This window comes from Rhizobium beringeri, assembly GCF_004306515.1.
Classification (GTDB): Bacteria; Pseudomonadota; Alphaproteobacteria; order Rhizobiales; family Rhizobiaceae; genus Rhizobium; species Rhizobium beringeri.
The window spans coordinates 647,586-663,358 of sequence record NZ_SILG01000001.1; the positions used below are offsets into that span (position 1 = coordinate 647,586).

Consider the following 15,773-nt stretch of genomic DNA (forward strand, 5'->3'; position numbering starts at 1 on the left):
CATGAAGGGCGAGACCTCACTTGGCAGTCTATACCGATATCGCCGAAGACGATCTGAAGTGGTTCCTGACGGAATATGACACAGGCACGCTGCTTTCCTACAAGGGGATCGCCGAAGGCGTCGAAAACTCCAACTTCCTGCTTCACACCTCCAAGGATCCGCTGATCCTGACGCTCTATGAGAAGCGCGTGGAAAAGAACGACCTGCCTTTCTTCCTCGGCCTGATGCAGCATCTCGCCGCCCGTGGTCTCTCCTGCCCGCTGCCTCTGCCGCGCCGGGATGGCGCGCTGCTCGGTTCACTCTCCGGCCGCCCGGCGGCGCTGATCTCCTTCCTCGAAGGCATGTGGCTGAGAAAGCCGGAGGCCAAGCACTGCCGCGAAGTGGGCAGGGCGCTGGCCGAGATGCATGTGGCCGGCGATGGTTTCGAGCTGAAGCGGGCGAATGCGCTGTCGATCGACGGCTGGCGGGGGCTGTGGGAAAAATCCGAAGCGCGAGCTGGCGAGGTCGAGCCCGGCCTGCAGACCGAAATCCGCAGCGAACTCGACTTCCTCTCCGCCGCTTGGCCGAGTGGCCTGCCGGCCGGCGTCATCCATGCCGACCTCTTCCCCGACAACGTCTTCTTCCTCGGCGACCAGCTCTCCGGCCTGATCGATTTCTATTTCGCCTGCAACGATCTGCTCGCCTATGACGTCTCGATCTGCCTGAATGCCTGGTGCTTCGAGAAGGACGGCGCCTACAACATCACCAAGGGCACGGCGATGCTCGAGGGTTACCAGAGCGTCCGGCCGTTGAGCGATGCCGAAATCGCTGCCCTGCCGGTATTGTCGCGTGGGTCCGCGCTGCGCTTCTTCCTGACCCGGCTCTATGACTGGCTGACGACGCCTGAGGGCGCCATGGTCACCAAGAAGGACCCGCTCGAATATCTTCGCAAGCTGCGGTTCCACCGCCAGATCAAATCGCCCGCCGAATACGGATTGAGCCTATGAAACACGTCGATATCTTCACCGACGGCGCATGCTCCGGCAATCCCGGCCCCGGCGGCTGGGGCGCGGTGCTGCGTTACGGCGATGTCGAAAAAGAGCTTTGCGGCGGCGAGGCGGACACGACGAACAATCGCATGGAACTGCTGGCGGCAATCTCGGCGCTATCGGCCTTGAAGAGCCCTTGCGAGGTCGATCTCTATACCGACAGCGCCTATGTCAAGGACGGCATCTCCAAGTGGATTTTCGGCTGGAAGAAAAACGGCTGGAAGACCGCTGACAAGAAGCCGGTGAAGAATGCCGAGCTCTGGCAGGCGCTGGAGGCGGCCCGTGACCGCCACAAGGTGACGCTGCACTGGGTCAAGGGCCATGCCGGCCACCCGGAAAACGAACGCGCCGACGAACTCGCCCGCCGGGGCATGGAACCCTTCAAGAAGGGCAAGGCGGTTTCGTTTTAAGTGTGCAGCCTCACGATAGCGACGGTTTTTCCAGCTCCTCAAGCCGCCTGCTGCTGCGGCGCCGTTGCGGCGCCCTGGATCAGCCGGTGCAGATATTCGAGCTTTGCCACGACAGGTGAGGACAGCACGAAGGGGTAGGAGTCCGGCTGCCCCATGCTGCGCTGGATGGCGTTGATCGCCAGGCTGAGCGGCACCCAGGCGCTGACCAGCTGTTCGGCGCTTCTTGCCCTGTAAGGGATGAAATCCACCTCGCCGGCGATTTCCTCATGGCCGCGCGGGTCGATGGCGATGCCGAAGGCGCGCGCCGTTTCGAGCGTATCGACGATATGGAGGTAATGCGCGAAGCATTCGGCGAAATCTTCCCAGGGGTGCGACGCCGCATAGGCGCTGATGAAATTGTCCTGCCATCCCAAGGGCGCGCCGCCGGCATAATGGGTCTGCAGGGCTGCCATATAATCCTGCCGTTCGTCGCCGAAGACGGCGCGGAAATCGGCAAGGCCGCCCCGATCGCGCACCAGCTTGTTCCAGATGAAATGGCCGGCCTCGTGGCGGAAATGACCGAGCAGCGTGCGATAGGGTTCGTTCATCGAGCTGCGCGCCTGTTCGCGCGTCGCATCGTCGGCCTCTGCGGCGCGGATGGTGATCAGGCCTTCCTCGTGGCCGGTCATGGCCGGCACGATATAACCGTTGCTCTCTATCGAATCCTCGAGGAAATCGAAGACCAGGCCGCCTTGCGGGTCTTTCGCCCGATCGGGATGCGGCAGTTTCCAGCGCAGCAGCGAATAAAACAGATGACGCTGCGCCTGGCTGATGCGCCGCCAGCGATCGATGCCGTCCTGGGTATCGGTGTTCGGAACCAGCCGGTTATGGCGGCAGGCAACGCAGAATTCGCTCTCGCCGTCACCGTCCACCAGCCAGTTGCAGATATCGAGGCTGGCATTGGCGCAGAAGTGGACGTCGCGATCGGGATCCGAAACGAGCTGCCAGAGTGTCTCGTCGCGCGGCTCCAGCGCATGCATCGCCAGATCGCCGGGCAGGAAGCCGAGGCGATGGTTGCACCGCACGCATCGACGGTTGTCGAAGTGAACGACCTGATCGCAGTTGTCGCAGGCAAAAAGCTTCATCGTATCTATCTCTGCAGAGCATGAGGGTGACGGATTAAAAATGCCCGCCGCGCGAGGGCGCAGCAGGCACGGTGATAAAGGATGAGCGTCAACTGCGCATTCCTTGAATCGGAAAACACAGCGTCCCGCGTCTTATCGCTGTCGCTCAGAGCCGATCGACGGCGCCCTTGAGCTTGTCCTTGACCTTGCCGGTTGCGACTTGTCCCTTGCCCTTGGCTTCCTGGACGGCGCCCTTGGCCTGCATCTCGCGATCGTCCGTCGCCTTGCCGACGGCCTGCTTGGTCTTGCCGGCAATTTCGTTTGCCTTACCGGAAATCTTGTCGCTGGTGCTACCCATGTGTGATGTCTCCTTGGTCGGCATGGGCCTTTTGTCCATGCTTGCCGAAATGAAACGTCACTCTTGGCTATTCGTTCCCGCTGCCGTCAGATCAGCTGTCGTCAGGCCAGCCTTCAGGCATGGCCGGCTTCGGCCGACAGCATCGCAGCGGTTACGCCCATGCCGGCGAGGGCCCGCTCGTATTTGTCGTCGAGGCTGCGGTCGAAGATCAACTCCTCGTTGGCCGGGCAGGTGAGCCAGCCATTGTTGACGACCTCGCTTTCGAGTTGGCCGGCCGACCAGGAGGAATAGCCGAGCAGCATCGTCGCCCGCGTCGGCCCATTGCCCTTGGAGATGGCGCGCACGATATCGAGCGTCGCCGTGAGGCAGATGTCGTCGCTGACGGGAATGCTGGAGTCGCTGGAATAATCGTCCGAATGCAGCACGAAACCACGGCCGCTTTCCACCGGGCCGCCGGTCTGGATCGGGAATTCGCGCGCCCGCTTCGGCAGCACGATCGAATCTTCCTGCTTGATCATGTCGAGATGCAGCAGCACATCGGTGAAGGTAAGGCTCTGAGGACGGTTGATGACGAAGCCCATGGCGCCGGCATCCGAATGCGCGCAGATGTAAATCACGGTGCGCGCAAAATTGCGGTCTTCCATGCCCGGCATGGCGATGAGGAACTGGCCATCGAAGAAGCCACGTTCCCGTCTGTTCTTCAGCGTCAATAAGGACATCGTTCCTCCTGCTGCTAGACCGCACCAAGGCCTCGACAAAAGAAACATGGGCCAATGTCACACATCAATCAACTGAAAATGAAGATTTAAATCGCCGCGACTTCTGGCGGCCAAACACCACATTCGGTAAACCTTTGTTCCATGATGATTATTTCCTCAGGCCCGCGCAGGCTTTTAATGGCGGTTGTGTCAGTGGCCGCAGCCCTTGTGCCGTTTTATTCCACCCATGCGGAAATGAGCGCCTGGGCGGACAACGAGGGCGGCCGCATGCGCCTCGTGGCGCTTGCGCCCGATGCCGGCGGCAAAATCCGCGCCGCTCTTCAGATCGAGCCGAAACCCGGCTGGATCACCTATTGGAAAGAGCCCGGCGGCAATGGCATTCCACCCCAGATCACCATCGCGGCGGAAAGCGGCGTCACGCTCGATGCCATCGCCTATCCCGTTCCGAAGCATTTTTTCACCGGCGCGATCGAGGATATCGCCTATGACGCGCCGGTGACGCTGCCGCTGTCGCTGACGGCGGCGGGCAAAGGCCCGGTTGCGATCGACGCTGCCGCCTTCATCGGCATCTGCAAGGATATCTGCATTCCCTTCCAGGCGAATTTTCAGCTGAAGCTTGGCCCCGCCATCCAGTCGCACCCGCAAGAGGAGGCGATCCTCCAGGCGGCCGATGCGAGCCTGCCGAAGCCGCCCTCGCAGGATTTCGGCGTGACGGCGCATGCGATGTCGCCCGACAGGAAGACGCTGTCGTTGACACTCGCTCTGCCGGGTGAGGGGCCGAGCGAGGGGAAGGCCGCGCCGGATATCATCGTCACCGGCCCGAGCGGCCATGCCTTCACCAAGCAGATCGGCGGCAAGCGCGACGGCGCCACCTTCAAGGTCGATGTCGCTATCGGCAAACTGCCTGAGAATTACGACATCTCCGGCAAGCGCTGGGGGGTGCTGGTCATCGACGGCGAAAGGGCGATGGAGACCACCCTTGCCTTTGAATGACCGGGTCTTATAGTCGCCGCAGAACCCCCGCGGCGCCCGCCGCCGCGAAGGCAGAACCCCAAAGCCAGAACCCAAGGAGAAGACCATGACCATCGCGATCGGCGACAAGCTTCCTGCCGCCACCTTCAAGGAAAAGACGACTGACGGCCCGGTCGAAATCACCACCGATCAGCTCTTCGCCGGCAAGCGCGTCGTGCTCTTTGCCGTGCCGGGCGCCTTCACGCCCACCTGCTCGCTGAACCACCTGCCGGGTTATCTCGAAAACCGCGACACCATCCTTGGCAAGGGCGTCGACGACATCGCCGTCGTCGCCGTCAACGACTGGCACGTGATGGGCGCCTGGGCGCAATCATCAGGCGGCATGGGCAAGATCCATTTCCTCGCCGATTGGGATGCCGGTTTCACCAAGGCCGTCGGCCTCGACGCCGACCTCTCCGCCGGCGGCCTCGGCCTCCGTTCCAAGCGCTATTCGATGCTGGTGGAAGACGGCGTCGTCAAGGCCCTCAACGTCGAGGAAAGCCCCGGCCAGGCAACCGTCTCGGGCGCTGCCGCGATGCTGGAACAGCTCTGAGCTTTCGAGCAAGCTCTGCCCCTCACCCTAACCCTCTCCCCGTAAAAACGGGGCGAGGGGACGTGCCCTGCGAGAGCGAGCGGGGAACGGAGAGGGTGCGGCATTGTCCCTTCGCCCCGTTTATGGGGGTCCGAGGGACGGGTCGAGACCCGTGGCTCGACCCCGGTTGGTGGCGGCAGCCGGATGAGGGGCGGATGCCCCACGGTGTCGATACAGCCAGGCATGTCGGCACCCTCGATCTCGGTCAGGCAGTGACCATCTCCATAGTGTCACGCCATGTGAAATGCGACGTGCGCTTCGAGATCAGCCACCGACCACCCTGGCGCACATATTCGTCGTTGTAATAAACGGCGTTGGTATTCCTCATCTTTTGCCATCGACAGTATTGGCGAGGACAACGAGGCAGTAAAACCAAAGATCTAAGCGTGGGTGAAAGATCGTGACGCGCTTTAGTCCTTCATCGGCTCGCCGAGTGTATGCATCAGGCGGTTCGCCCAGCCGAAAATCGCCGACGAGAGGACGAGATCGAGAGCCTCCAACTCGTCGAGCCCGACGTCTGCCAGCGCCTGCGCATCGGCCGCGACCGCCTCGGACGGCGTGGTCGACAGTCGTGCTGAAAAGTTGAAGATTGCCTGGAGGTGCTCGTCGAGCGTCGCCTCGAGACCATCGGCGAACACGGCTTCGATGACATCCGTGCGTTTTGTCAGATTGTTGAACCGGGATGCATGGACGGCGGCGCAGTAGATGCAGCGGTTGACGACAGAGGCGGCGACGGCACCCAGTTCGCGCTCGCTGGCCGCCAGTCCGTCCTTGCCGTACATGATCAGGTTGAACAGCGGTGAGCGGACCGCGAGCGTCTCGGGGTCGTGCGCCAGGGTCAGCACATAGGGCGAGATGCCCTTGTTCGACGGCGTCGTCTGCATCGCTGCATGCTGCTCGTCGGTGGCGGTCGCGAAATCGACCGGAACGACATAGGGCTGCCAGCGCGGCACCGTGGTGGTGAAGGTGTGGACGGCCTCGCTCATCGCATTTCTCCCAGCAGCTTCAGGCCGGCGAGAACCCGCACCTGGTAATTGACGAAAGCCGCAAGCTCCGCGAGCCGGACGATGTCGGCGTCGGTTACGCCGACCTGACGCAATGCCTCCACATGGGCACGCGTGGCATCGCGCGGCGCGACCGTGAGCCGGTCGGCATGACGAACGATCTCCGCAGTACGCGGATCCGACACGTTCGTGCCCGGGTCGGCGAGCAAGGCTGTCGCCGGTTCGTCGGCGCGGGCGACGAGCATGTCGTAGTGGCTTGTCAGCGCCGGACTGCGGTTGTGCCGCGCCATGCGGGCGGCGAGTGCCGCCCTCAGGCCGTGCGACAACCCGCCGGGATCGCGTGGCAGAAGCACTGCGTCGTGGGCCGCTTCACTGAGGCGCAGGATCTCCGCGCGTTTCCCCATGGCTTCCGCGAGCGCGGAACCCGGCCTCACAGAGGCAAGAGTTTCGATGAGTGTCAAAACAAGCTCCTCAATATGTCAGCGGACATAAGCTCTAGGTAGGCCGGACCTCTCATTATGTCAAACTCGAATGCTAAACAGCTTTTGATGTGAATTTTTTATCTACTGCCAGTCGTCAAATGAGAATTGTCATGCTTTACTGACATGAAGGAGAGTGTTTGATGTCCATTATGCATTCTAACTCTTTCGATATCCGGCAACTTGAAGCCTTCGCAGCAGTGATGTCCGCCGGCAGCGTGACCGGGGCGGCAAGGCTGCTTGGACGATCGCAGCCGGCGGTAACGCGGCTCATCCAGGATCTGGAAGCCGATATCGGCTATGCGCTGCTGCATCGAAGCGGCCCGCGCATCAGCCCGACCGCGCGCGGTCTGCTCTTTCACGCCGAGGTGGAGCGCCATCTTGCCAGCCTCGCCCACATCCGCGAGCGGGCCAACGCCATCGGTCTCGATGAGCCGCCATCGCTGACGATAGCAGCCACGCCTTCACTTGCGGCCGGCGTTCTGCCCCAGGCGATCTCGGCCGTCGCGCCGGACCTGATACCGCGTCATCTCCATGTGCAGGCGCTGGCGGCCGAGAACGTCGTGCAGGCGGTGCTCGCCCGCTCGGCGGACTTGGGGATCTCAAGCCTGCCGCTGGAGCACCCCGGCCTCGACGTGCACTGGATTGCCGAAGCGCCGTGTGTCGTTGCTCTTGCAGCCAACGATCCGCTCGCCGACGATGAGATGGTGCGTCTTTCCGATCTCGCCGAGCGCCGCATCATCACGCTCGCCAATCCCTACCGCCTGCGGCACCGCATCGACGAGGCCCTGGAGCGGGCGGGTGTGGCGCCGCAACGGATGATCGACGTCAACGCCTCGCTGACGGCCCTGACGATGGTCCGGGCCGGACTGGGCGTCGCCATCGTCGAGCCGGCAACGGTCTGCGGCGTTCCGCTCGAGGGGATCGTGATGCGCGTCCTCGACCACACCATCCCCTTCCTGTTCGGCGCCATCTCGCCTGCCGCGATGCCGCTGACCCCGACGGTCGCCGCCGTGATCGATGCGGCGCGCGCGGTGGCTCTGGCGATGCCCGGTTGCCGGCTGCATGAGGCAGGCGGCGTCGAAGCATTGGCCGACACCGTCTACGGCGGTAGCCCGATGACCGAGGACGTGCCGTCATGAGCGACCTCTCGATGTTTCCGAACAATCTCGAAGCGCTCGAGGCACGCCTGCGCCAAGACCTTGCCTGGCTGGAGCTGCCGGCCAAGTCATGGGTTCCGCCCCGCATCGTCGATGGCCAAGGGGTCGTCGACGTCGTGATCATCGGCGCGGGCATGGCGGGGCTCGTGGCTTCCGCCATGCTGAAACGGCTCGGCGTCGCCAACCACATCCTTCTCGATAAGGCGCCTGCCGGAAGCGAGGGTCCCTGGGTCACCTTCGCCAGGATGCGGACCCTTCGCTCTCCCAAGCAACTGACCGGGCCGGCAATGGGGCTGCCGGCGCTGACGTTCCGCGCCTATTACGAGGCGCTGCATGGCCGCGATGCCTGGACCGCGCTCGACAGGGCGCCGCGTGAGACATGGATGGACTATCTGGTCTGGTACCGGCGCGTGCTCGACCTGCCGGTGCGCAATGGGGTCGCCGTCGATGCCATTCGTCCGCGCGCCGACGGCCTGCTCGATCTCGTCTGCCGTCACGATGGCCGGTCCGAAACGGTGATCGCGCGCCATGTGGTGCTGGCGACCGGCCGCGACGGCCTCGGCGGTCCCTTCGTACCGTCGATCGCTCACGGCATCGAGCGCAAGTTCTGGGCCCATACCGCCGACCCTATCGATTTCGCCGCATTGCGCGGCAAGCGGGTCGGCGTTGTTGGAGCAGGCGCCTCGGCGATGGACAACGCCGCCACCGCGCTCGAGGCAGGTGCTGCCCGGCTGGACCTGTTCGTGCGCAGGACCGACCTGCCTCGGATCAACAAGTTCACCGGCATCGGCAGCCAGGGCGTGGTGCATGGCTTTGCCGGTCTGCCGGATGACTGGAAGTGGCGCTTTCTCGACTACGCCATGCGCGCGCAGACGCCGCCTCCGCGCCCGAGCGTCTTGCGTGTCAGCGCATTCCCGCAGGCCCATCTCCATCTCGGAAGCCCGATCGATCGATTGCAACAACAAGGCGACCATGTCGTTGTGACGACGCCGAAAGGCAGCTATCCCGTCGATTTCCTGATCTTCGGCACCGGCTTCAAGGTCAACCTGACGAACCGGCCGGAACTCGCCGCCGTCGCATCCCATATCCGCCTCTGGCACGACCGCTTTCCCGTACCCGCGGACATGCGAAACGACGAGCTTGAAACCTCGCCAGACCTCGGAGAGGCGTTCGAGTTCCTCGAGGCCGAGCCCGGCGCTTGCCCGGCGCTGGCCCGCATCCACTGCTTCAACTTCCCGGCCACGCTCAGCCACGGCAAGCTCACCGGCGATATTCCGGCGATCAGCGAAGGCGCCGACCGGCTCGCGCGTGGCATCGTCAGGGCGCTGTTCGTCGCCGACCGCGAGCGTCATTTCGCCGATCTCCAGGCCTTCGACACGCCCGAATTGCTCGGAGACGAGTGGGCCGACGACGAGACCGCGACGTTTTCCGACCTATCTGCCGAAAGGACACCGACCCGAAATGCTTGAGCTCAAAGACCTAAAGCTGTCCTACGGAAACACCCAGGTCCTGAACGGCGTCGATCTCTCGGTGAACCGTGGCGACGTGGTATCGATCATCGGCCCCAGCGGCACCGGCAAGACGACATTGCTGAAGTGCATCAACTATCTGGCCAAGCCGGCCTCCGGCACGATCGCCTTCGATCAGGTCAGGATGGATTACCGGAAACCGGACAACACCGCGGTCCAGGCGATCCGGCTGCGGACGGCGATGGTCTTCCAGCAGTTCAACGTCTTCAAGAACATGACCGTCATTCAGAATGTGATGGATCCGCTTGTGGTCGTGCAGCGCAAGTCGAAGGACGAGGCGCGTTCGATCGCCTTGCAGGAGCTTGAGCGGGTGGGCCTTTCGAACAAGGTCGACAGCTACCCGTCCCAGCTTTCCGGCGGTCAGCTGCAACGGACCGGCATTGCGCGTGCGCTGGCCGTCAAGCCGGATGTCATGCTCTTCGACGAACCGACGTCGTCGCTCGACCCCGAACTCGTCGGCGAGGTTTTGAAGGTGATCAGGGACGTCACGTCATCCGGCATCACCTCGCTCCTCGTCACCCACGAGATGCAGTTCGCAAAGAACATCTCGAACCGCATCGTCTTCATGGATCGGGGCGTCGTCGCCGCTCAAGGCAGCCCTGCCGAGATCTTCGACATGTCCTCCAACCCGCGCCTTGCCCAGTTCCTGAGTTCCGAACACTCCATCCAGTAAAGAAAGGATGCCTGACATGTCTTCCATCAAGTCGACTTCCCGCCGTACCTTCGGCCTCGCTGTCGCCGGCGTTGCCTTTGCCCTCGCAACCGCGGGCCTATCGCATGCCGAGGACGTGCGCACCGTCAAGATCGCGACGGCTGCCGAATCCAAGCCGCTCTCCTGGGGCGCCATCGGCGTCGAGCCGCAGGGTTACGAGCCCGACGTCCTGAAGGCGATCAACGCCAAGCTGCCGCAGTACAAATTTGTTATGGAGGGTGCTGCCGACATCGCTCAGGAGACGGGCCTCGCCACCGGCAAGTACGACATCGCGACCGGCGGCTACTACCGGGCGCCCGCTCGCGAAAAGCAGTTCCTCATTCCGGAGAGCCCGATCGGCGCCAGCCTGATCAAGATCTACAGCCGCAAGGATAGCGGCATCAATGAGATGAAGGATCTCGTCGGCAAGAAGATCGTGCCCGTGACGGCCGGCGGCGGCATCTACAAGTTCGCCACTGCCTGGCAGGAAAAGAACCCCGACTTCAAAATCGAGATCACCGCATCCAGCGCCGGCATTCCCTATCCGGATCGCCTGAAAGAGGTCGAGAACGGCAAATACGACGCGCTGGTTCTGCCGTCGAACCTCGGCGAGCAGACGGTCATCGACCAGCAGAAGCTCGACGTCAAGGCGAGCGAGCCGGTCGCGATCAACAACACCTTCGTCTTGATCCATCGCTCCGAAGAGAACAAGGCGCTCTCCGCAGACATCGACAAGGCTCTAAAGGAGCTGAAGGCCGACGGCACGCTCGCCAAGCTCTCGCAGAAATGGTTCGGCGAGGACATCACCACCTACATGAAGTAACGCCGGCCAACGATACTGGCGATCAGGCCCAAGACGTAAACAAGGAGTGTTCCGAAGTGGACCTATCCATCATGATCCCCGAGCTGCTCAAGGCGCTGCCGCTGACGCTTGCGATCACGTTCACGGCCATGATCGCCGGCTTCCTGCTGGCCCTGATTGCGACGACGTTTCGGGTGCGCAGGATACCGGTTCTCAGCCAACTGGCCGACCTCTACGTGTCCTATGCCCGGAGCGTCCCCGTCGTGCTCCAACTGTTCGTTGCCTTCTACGGACTGCCGCTGGTCGTCGCTCTGTTCGAGGTCGAGGACTTCGTGTCCCCGAACGTCGCGGCGATCGTCGGCCTCAGCCTCTACCATGGAGGTTATCTTTCCGAGGTTCTGCGGCCAGCCTACCTCGCCGTCGAACGCGGTCAGCATGACGCCGCCGACAGTCTTGGATACACCTTCCTTCAGAAGATCCTTCGGGTCGTCGGGCCCCAGGCGGTGCACATCGCCCTGCCAGGCTACGGCAACTCGATCATCTACCTCATCCACAACGTCGCACTCGTGATGTACATCGGCGCCGCTGATGTCATGGCGACCGCCCATCTCGTCATGGAGCGCGACTACAACCAGTACCAGTTCGAGACCTACCTTGTGCTGGCGGTGATCTATTCGCTGCTATGCCTCGTGGCATGGATCGTCGTGCGCTTTTTCGAAACGCGAAACGCAAAATTCGCGCCCAATACCGCGCCGGCCAAGGCCACCATGATGGCAAGCGTCTGATCGAATAGGAGGTCATCACATGTTCGATTCCGAAGTCCTTCTTCCCGATCTCTGGGACATCCTCGGCGCGGTCCCGGTGACGCTCGCCATGGCGCTTGGAATCTTCGTCTTCTCTACGATCGTCGGCAGCCTTTTCACGATGGTGGAATATCGGCGGGTCCCGCTGCTTCGGGAACTGGTCGTCGCCTACAAGGTCGTCTTCAAGGGCGTTCCGATGGTCATCGTGATCTTCCTCGCCTATTACGGCCTGCCGCCGACGCTGCAGTTTCTGACCTCGCTCGTCGGCATCGACTATAACGGTCACTCGACGCCGAACTGGATCACGCTCATCGTCGCCCTGACCGCCTGCGTCGCAGCCTTCCAGGCTGAAGTCGTGAAGGGCGCACTCAACTCCTTCGACAACGGTCAGGCCGATGCGGCCTACTCCCTAGGCTACAAGCGCAGCCAGGTGTTCCGCCGGGTGATGTTGCCTCAGGTCATCGTCGCGGCGATCCCGGATCTTGCCAACTCCATCATGGTGATCATGAAGGCGCTGTCCCTCGGATTTGCAATCGAGGTCGTCGACATCTTCGCGCAGTCGCAGCTGACCGCGGCGCTGAACTTCTACTACCTCGAAGCCTTCCTGATCGCGGTCGTCATCTACATGGTGATCGCCTATATCGTCACCTACGCTGCCGACCGGATGGAACGGGCTCTGAGGGTATGGGCCTAGGGGTACTTCGCTCTTCCTCTGAGCACGATGCGCGGGATCAGGATTTCCACAGCCGTTTCGGCTGTAGCGGCCATCCGTCAGGTGACAGCGAACTTTCGCTTCGGGCTCGATGCGCCATCCGCTACGCCGGCGGGGAGTGTGGCAGAAACGCGCCCCAAACCTCCGTCATCCCAGGCCCTGAGCCTGGGGTCCATGCCCGGTGCTGATGGAGGCGAGAGTGGATCCTCGGGTCAAGCCCGAGGAAGACGGAGGTGGGGGTGGCTTCTGGAGCAAGGGCAGCGGAGCGCTGCATCTACGAGCATCCTAACAGATAAAGGGCGGCCATTCGGTCGCCCTTTTCAATTGTGTGAATAACTGCCAAGCCTCGCCTCAATCTCGCCTCAATCGTTATAACATAACCGTAATGTTATTACATTGTAGGATGCGCCATGCCCCCGAGCCCCGACCGCCACTCCGTCAGCCTGCTGGGACAGTCGGCTTTATCTAGGGTGATCGGCATGGCGCTGGTCATTGCGCTCCTCTGGCTGGCGATCCACTGGGCGGTTCTCTTGCCATGACGCCGCTGATCCGTCTTGATAATTTGACCGTCGCCTATAACAGGCACCCCGCCGTGCATCATGTCTCCGGCGCCTTCGCCTCAGGCAGCCTGACGGCGATTGCCGGGCCGAACGGGGCGGGCAAGTCGACGCTGCTGAAGGCGATCATGGGCGAGCTTCGTCCCGCCGAAGGCAGGGTCGAGCACCGGCTGGGGCGGGCGGAATTCGGTTACCTCCCGCAGGCGGCCGAGATCGACCGGCGCTTTCCGATCTCGGTCATCGATACCGTCATGCTCGGCGCCTGGAAGAAGACGGGCGCCTTCGGCCGCATCGCGCCCGCCGAGGTGAAAAGGGCAGGCGAGGCGCTCTCCGCCGTCGGCCTCGAAGGCTTCGGCCGCCGCCATGTCGGGTCGCTGTCGGCCGGCCAGTTCCAGCGTGTGCTCTTTGCCCGGCTGCTGCTGCAGGATGCCGGCATCATCCTGCTCGACGAGCCGTTTACGGCGATCGATGCCCGCACGACCAGGGACCTCATCGATATCGTCACCCGCTGGCATGGCGAAGGCCGCACGGTGATCGCCGTGCTGCACGATTTCGAGCTGGTTCGCGCCCATTTCCCGCAAACCCTGCTGCTCGCCCGCGAACTGGTCGGCTGGGGCCCGACCGCAGACGTCATGTCCTCAGTCAATCTTCTGAAGGCCCGCGCCATGGCCGAGCGCTGGGACGAGGATGCGAATGCTTGCGCACCCGAAGAGGCGCCGGCGGCATGACGGTCTACGATCTCTTCCTGGCACCCTTTGCCGATTACGGTTTCATGCGCCGCGCGCTCGTCGCCTGCCTCTGCCTCGGGCTCGGCTCCGGCCCGATCGGCGTTTTCCTGATGCTGCGGCGCATGAGCCTGATGGGCGACGCAATGAGCCATGCCGTGCTGCCGGGGGCTGCAATCGGTTACCTCGTCGCCGGCTCCCTGTCGCTGACGGCGATGGGCCTTGGCGGCCTCATCGCCGGCCTGTCGGTGGCGCTGCTTTCCGGCGCCGTCAGCCGGATGACCGTGCTGCAGGAGGATGCGAGCTTTGCCAGCTTCTATCTCGCGTCGCTGGCGCTCGGCGTGCTGATCGTCTCGCTGCGCGGCTCGAATATCGATCTCCTGCATGTGCTCTTCGGCACCATCCTGGCGATCGATGCTCCCGCTCTTTACCTCATCGGCGCGATCACCTCGCTGACGCTCGTCATCCTCGCCTTCATCTACCGGCCACTGGTGGCCGAATGTTTCGATCCGGGGTTCCTGCGCGCCGTCGGCGGGCGTGGGCCTGTCTATCACGTGCTCTTCCTGCTGCTCGTGGTGCTGAACCTCGTCGCCAGCTTCCAGGCGCTCGGCACGCTGATGGCGGTCGGCCTGATGATGCTGCCGGCAGCCATCGCCCAGCTCTGGTCGCGCAGCTTAGCCGTGATGATGGCGATATCAGCCGCCAGTGCAGCCGCATCCGGCTATCTCGGCCTGATCGCCTCCTACCATCTCGAACTCGCCTCCGGCCCGACGATCATCATGACGGCGGCGATCCTCTACGGCTTTTCTATTCTTTTCGCGCCCTCCGGCTTGGCCCGGCGCTTCTTTCCCCGCCCGCATTTGAAGGGCTGATCCCAAGGAGGTGGCATGAAAGAGGCCGCGCCCGTTGAGAGAACGGATCACTGAGATGCAGATGATGATCGAGGGACAGTCACACTTCCAGCCTTTCGGCTTATCCTATTGGGGTTTCGAAGATCTCAATAAGGGAGTTGGAAGCATGACTGCCTCTTATGAATACCATATCGGGGTCGACTACCACAAATCCTACAGCCACCTGGTGGTTCAGGACAGCAGCGGCAAGACGCTGAGATCCGGCCGGGTGAAGAACGACCGACAGTCGCTCGGCGGGTTTCTCGAACGCTATCGGGAGAACTCGCATGCGGTTGTCGAAGCGACGCGCAACTGGATGGTGATGTACGACTGGCTCGACGACATTTGTGATGATGTCGTTCTCGCTCATCCGCTGAAGGTCAAGGCGATCGCCGACGCCAAGATCAAGACCGACAAGATCGACGCGACGGTGCTGGCACATCTGCTCAGAGCCGATCTGGTACCCGAAGCCTGGGCGCCAAGCGAGAGATCGCGGGACCTTCGCGTCGCGCTGCGCGAGCGGATGTTTTACGTGCGCCTGCGCACGATGACGAAGAACCGCATCGTCACGGTGTTCGACCGCTATCCGGAGCAGACGGCGCAATTGAAGAAGCTTGGCGACCTGTTTGGCAAGGCCGGCCGCGTCCAGCTGGCTCAAGTGAACGTCTCTGAGATCGACCGCATCCAGATTGACCGTGGTCTCGCCTTCATCGGCGACATCGACATGCGGATCAAACAGTCGGAAGCAACGATCCGGGCGATGACCAAGGCCAATGCCAACGTCAAGCTGTTGAAGACGATCCCCGGCATCGGCGAGTTCTTCGCCCGGCTGATCGATGCGGAGATCGACGACATATCGCGGTTCCGCCACTCGAAGAAGCTTGCCGCCTATGCCGGGCTTGTGCCGTCGACCCATTCCTCCGGCGGCAAGACCTTCCACGGCAAGATCATCAAGCAGGGCAACAAGTGGCTGCGCTGGGCCTTCGTCGAAGCCGTCGCTCCTGCCATCGCCAGCGATCCACAGCTGCGCGCCCAATACGAGCATCTGAAGATCAAAGGAATAAACAAGGCGCGGGTGGCGATTGCGCGCAAGCTTTTGACGATCACCTTCCAGATCCTGCGTGACCAGCGCGCCTACGAGCCGCGCGGCGAAAGCACCATGGAAGGCGCGTCGACGATATCCCGGTTGTCCTGATGGCA

Annotated in this window: 20 protein-coding genes; 14 read left to right on the forward strand and 6 right to left on the reverse strand. The window is 62.7% G+C overall.

The features are described from left to right. The first annotated feature begins 20 nt into the window (after nucleotides 1-20). Entirely contained in the window at nucleotides 21-986 is a 966-nt protein-coding gene (locus ELH03_RS03250; protein ID WP_128405162.1) for a homoserine kinase, read from the forward strand. After that, on the forward strand, nucleotides 983-1,438 hold the full coding sequence (rnhA, locus tag ELH03_RS03255; protein ID WP_003545999.1) for a ribonuclease HI: 456 nt from the start codon (nucleotides 983-985) through the stop codon (nucleotides 1,436-1,438). The genes ELH03_RS03250 and rnhA overlap by 4 nt, the downstream gene beginning before the upstream one ends. A gap of 38 nt (nucleotides 1,439-1,476) precedes the next feature. Here the strand turns inward: rnhA and ELH03_RS03260 are convergent, their stop codons facing one another. From ELH03_RS03260 to ELH03_RS03270, 3 genes are all read right to left on the reverse strand, one after another. Next, nucleotides 1,477-2,562, reverse strand: coding sequence for a zinc-binding metallopeptidase family protein (locus ELH03_RS03260; protein ID WP_130766017.1), 1,086 nt, complete (start codon nucleotides 2,560-2,562; stop codon nucleotides 1,477-1,479). A 145-nt stretch (nucleotides 2,563-2,707) separates the two neighbouring features. Continuing rightward, nucleotides 2,708-2,899, reverse strand: a complete 192-nt coding sequence (locus tag ELH03_RS03265; protein WP_003546001.1) for a CsbD family protein — start codon at nucleotides 2,897-2,899, stop codon at nucleotides 2,708-2,710. Between the two features lie 113 nt (nucleotides 2,900-3,012). Then, entirely contained in the window at nucleotides 3,013-3,618 is a 606-nt protein-coding gene (locus ELH03_RS03270; protein ID WP_105005172.1) for a YqgE/AlgH family protein, read from the reverse strand. Nucleotides 3,619-3,759: 141 nt separating this feature from the next. Here ELH03_RS03270 and ELH03_RS03275 point away from each other — a divergent pair, with 141 nt between their 5' ends. Together ELH03_RS03275 and ELH03_RS03280 are read left to right on the forward strand one after the other, a co-directional pair. Continuing rightward, nucleotides 3,760-4,611 (forward strand): protein-disulfide reductase DsbD domain-containing protein, encoded by an 852-nt coding sequence (locus ELH03_RS03275; RefSeq protein ID WP_128410921.1) that lies wholly within the window; start codon nucleotides 3,760-3,762, stop codon nucleotides 4,609-4,611. Nucleotides 4,612-4,696: 85 nt separating this feature from the next. Beyond that, nucleotides 4,697-5,182 (forward strand): peroxiredoxin, encoded by a 486-nt coding sequence (locus ELH03_RS03280; protein ID WP_003546004.1) that lies wholly within the window; start codon nucleotides 4,697-4,699, stop codon nucleotides 5,180-5,182. Between the two features lie 244 nt (nucleotides 5,183-5,426). Here the strand turns inward: ELH03_RS03280 and ELH03_RS37820 are convergent, their stop codons facing one another. The 3 genes from ELH03_RS37820 to ELH03_RS03295 all read right to left on the reverse strand — a co-directional run bounded on the left by ELH03_RS37820 (nucleotide 5,427) and on the right by ELH03_RS03295 (nucleotide 6,686). Continuing rightward, nucleotides 5,427-5,549, reverse strand: coding sequence for a nuclear transport factor 2 family protein (locus ELH03_RS37820; protein ID WP_222314327.1), 123 nt, complete (start codon nucleotides 5,547-5,549; stop codon nucleotides 5,427-5,429). An 82-nt stretch (nucleotides 5,550-5,631) separates the two neighbouring features. Next, complete coding sequence (locus tag ELH03_RS03290) at nucleotides 5,632-6,207, reverse strand: peroxidase-related enzyme (protein ID WP_130766018.1); 576 nt, start codon at nucleotides 6,205-6,207, stop codon at nucleotides 5,632-5,634. Continuing rightward, nucleotides 6,204-6,686 (reverse strand): CMD domain-containing protein, encoded by a 483-nt coding sequence (locus ELH03_RS03295; protein ID WP_130766019.1) that lies wholly within the window; start codon nucleotides 6,684-6,686, stop codon nucleotides 6,204-6,206. Before ELH03_RS03295 ends, ELH03_RS03290 begins: the two co-directional genes overlap by 4 nt. A gap of 161 nt (nucleotides 6,687-6,847) precedes the next feature. On the opposite strand from ELH03_RS03295, the gene ELH03_RS03300 reads away from it, so the two are divergent. The 10 genes from ELH03_RS03300 (at nucleotide 6,848) to ELH03_RS03340 (ending at nucleotide 15,768) form a co-directional block, all read left to right on the forward strand. Then, nucleotides 6,848-7,846 (forward strand): LysR family transcriptional regulator, encoded by a 999-nt coding sequence (locus ELH03_RS03300; RefSeq protein WP_130659548.1) that lies wholly within the window; start codon nucleotides 6,848-6,850, stop codon nucleotides 7,844-7,846. Continuing rightward, nucleotides 7,843-9,333 carry an NAD(P)-binding domain-containing protein gene (locus ELH03_RS03305; protein ID WP_130658489.1) on the forward strand — a complete coding sequence of 497 codons (1,491 nt, stop codon included), beginning with the start codon at nucleotides 7,843-7,845 and terminating at the stop codon, nucleotides 9,331-9,333. Before ELH03_RS03300 ends, ELH03_RS03305 begins: the two co-directional genes overlap by 4 nt. After that, nucleotides 9,326-10,066: an amino acid ABC transporter ATP-binding protein gene (locus ELH03_RS03310; protein ID WP_130766020.1), complete on the forward strand. Its 741-nt coding sequence runs from the start codon at nucleotides 9,326-9,328 to the stop codon at nucleotides 10,064-10,066. The genes ELH03_RS03305 and ELH03_RS03310 overlap by 8 nt, the downstream gene beginning before the upstream one ends. A 16-nt stretch (nucleotides 10,067-10,082) precedes the next feature. Then, the gene (locus ELH03_RS03315) at nucleotides 10,083-10,907 is read left to right on the forward strand and encodes an amino acid ABC transporter substrate-binding protein (protein WP_128403108.1); all 825 of its coding nucleotides are present in this window, start codon (nucleotides 10,083-10,085) and stop codon (nucleotides 10,905-10,907) included. Between the two features lie 56 nt (nucleotides 10,908-10,963). Beyond that, nucleotides 10,964-11,671, forward strand: coding sequence for an amino acid ABC transporter permease (locus ELH03_RS03320; protein ID WP_105005185.1), 708 nt, complete (start codon nucleotides 10,964-10,966; stop codon nucleotides 11,669-11,671). A 19-nt stretch (nucleotides 11,672-11,690) separates the two neighbouring features. Continuing rightward, the gene (locus ELH03_RS03325) at nucleotides 11,691-12,383 is read left to right on the forward strand and encodes an amino acid ABC transporter permease (protein ID WP_130766021.1); all 693 of its coding nucleotides are present in this window, start codon (nucleotides 11,691-11,693) and stop codon (nucleotides 12,381-12,383) included. Between the two features lie 428 nt (nucleotides 12,384-12,811). Further along, nucleotides 12,812-12,940 (forward strand): hypothetical protein, encoded by a 129-nt coding sequence (locus ELH03_RS38455; protein ID WP_261319733.1) that lies wholly within the window; start codon nucleotides 12,812-12,814, stop codon nucleotides 12,938-12,940. Beyond that, nucleotides 12,937-13,686: a metal ABC transporter ATP-binding protein gene (locus ELH03_RS03330; protein ID WP_128403110.1), complete on the forward strand. Its 750-nt coding sequence runs from the start codon at nucleotides 12,937-12,939 to the stop codon at nucleotides 13,684-13,686. Before ELH03_RS38455 ends, ELH03_RS03330 begins: the two co-directional genes overlap by 4 nt. Continuing rightward, complete coding sequence (locus ELH03_RS03335) at nucleotides 13,683-14,555, forward strand: metal ABC transporter permease (protein ID WP_128403253.1); 873 nt, start codon at nucleotides 13,683-13,685, stop codon at nucleotides 14,553-14,555. Before ELH03_RS03330 ends, ELH03_RS03335 begins: the two co-directional genes overlap by 4 nt. Nucleotides 14,556-14,700: 145 nt before the next feature. Further along, nucleotides 14,701-15,768, forward strand: coding sequence for an IS110 family RNA-guided transposase (locus ELH03_RS03340; protein WP_011649142.1), 1,068 nt, complete (start codon nucleotides 14,701-14,703; stop codon nucleotides 15,766-15,768). Nucleotides 15,769-15,773 lie beyond the last annotated feature (5 nt).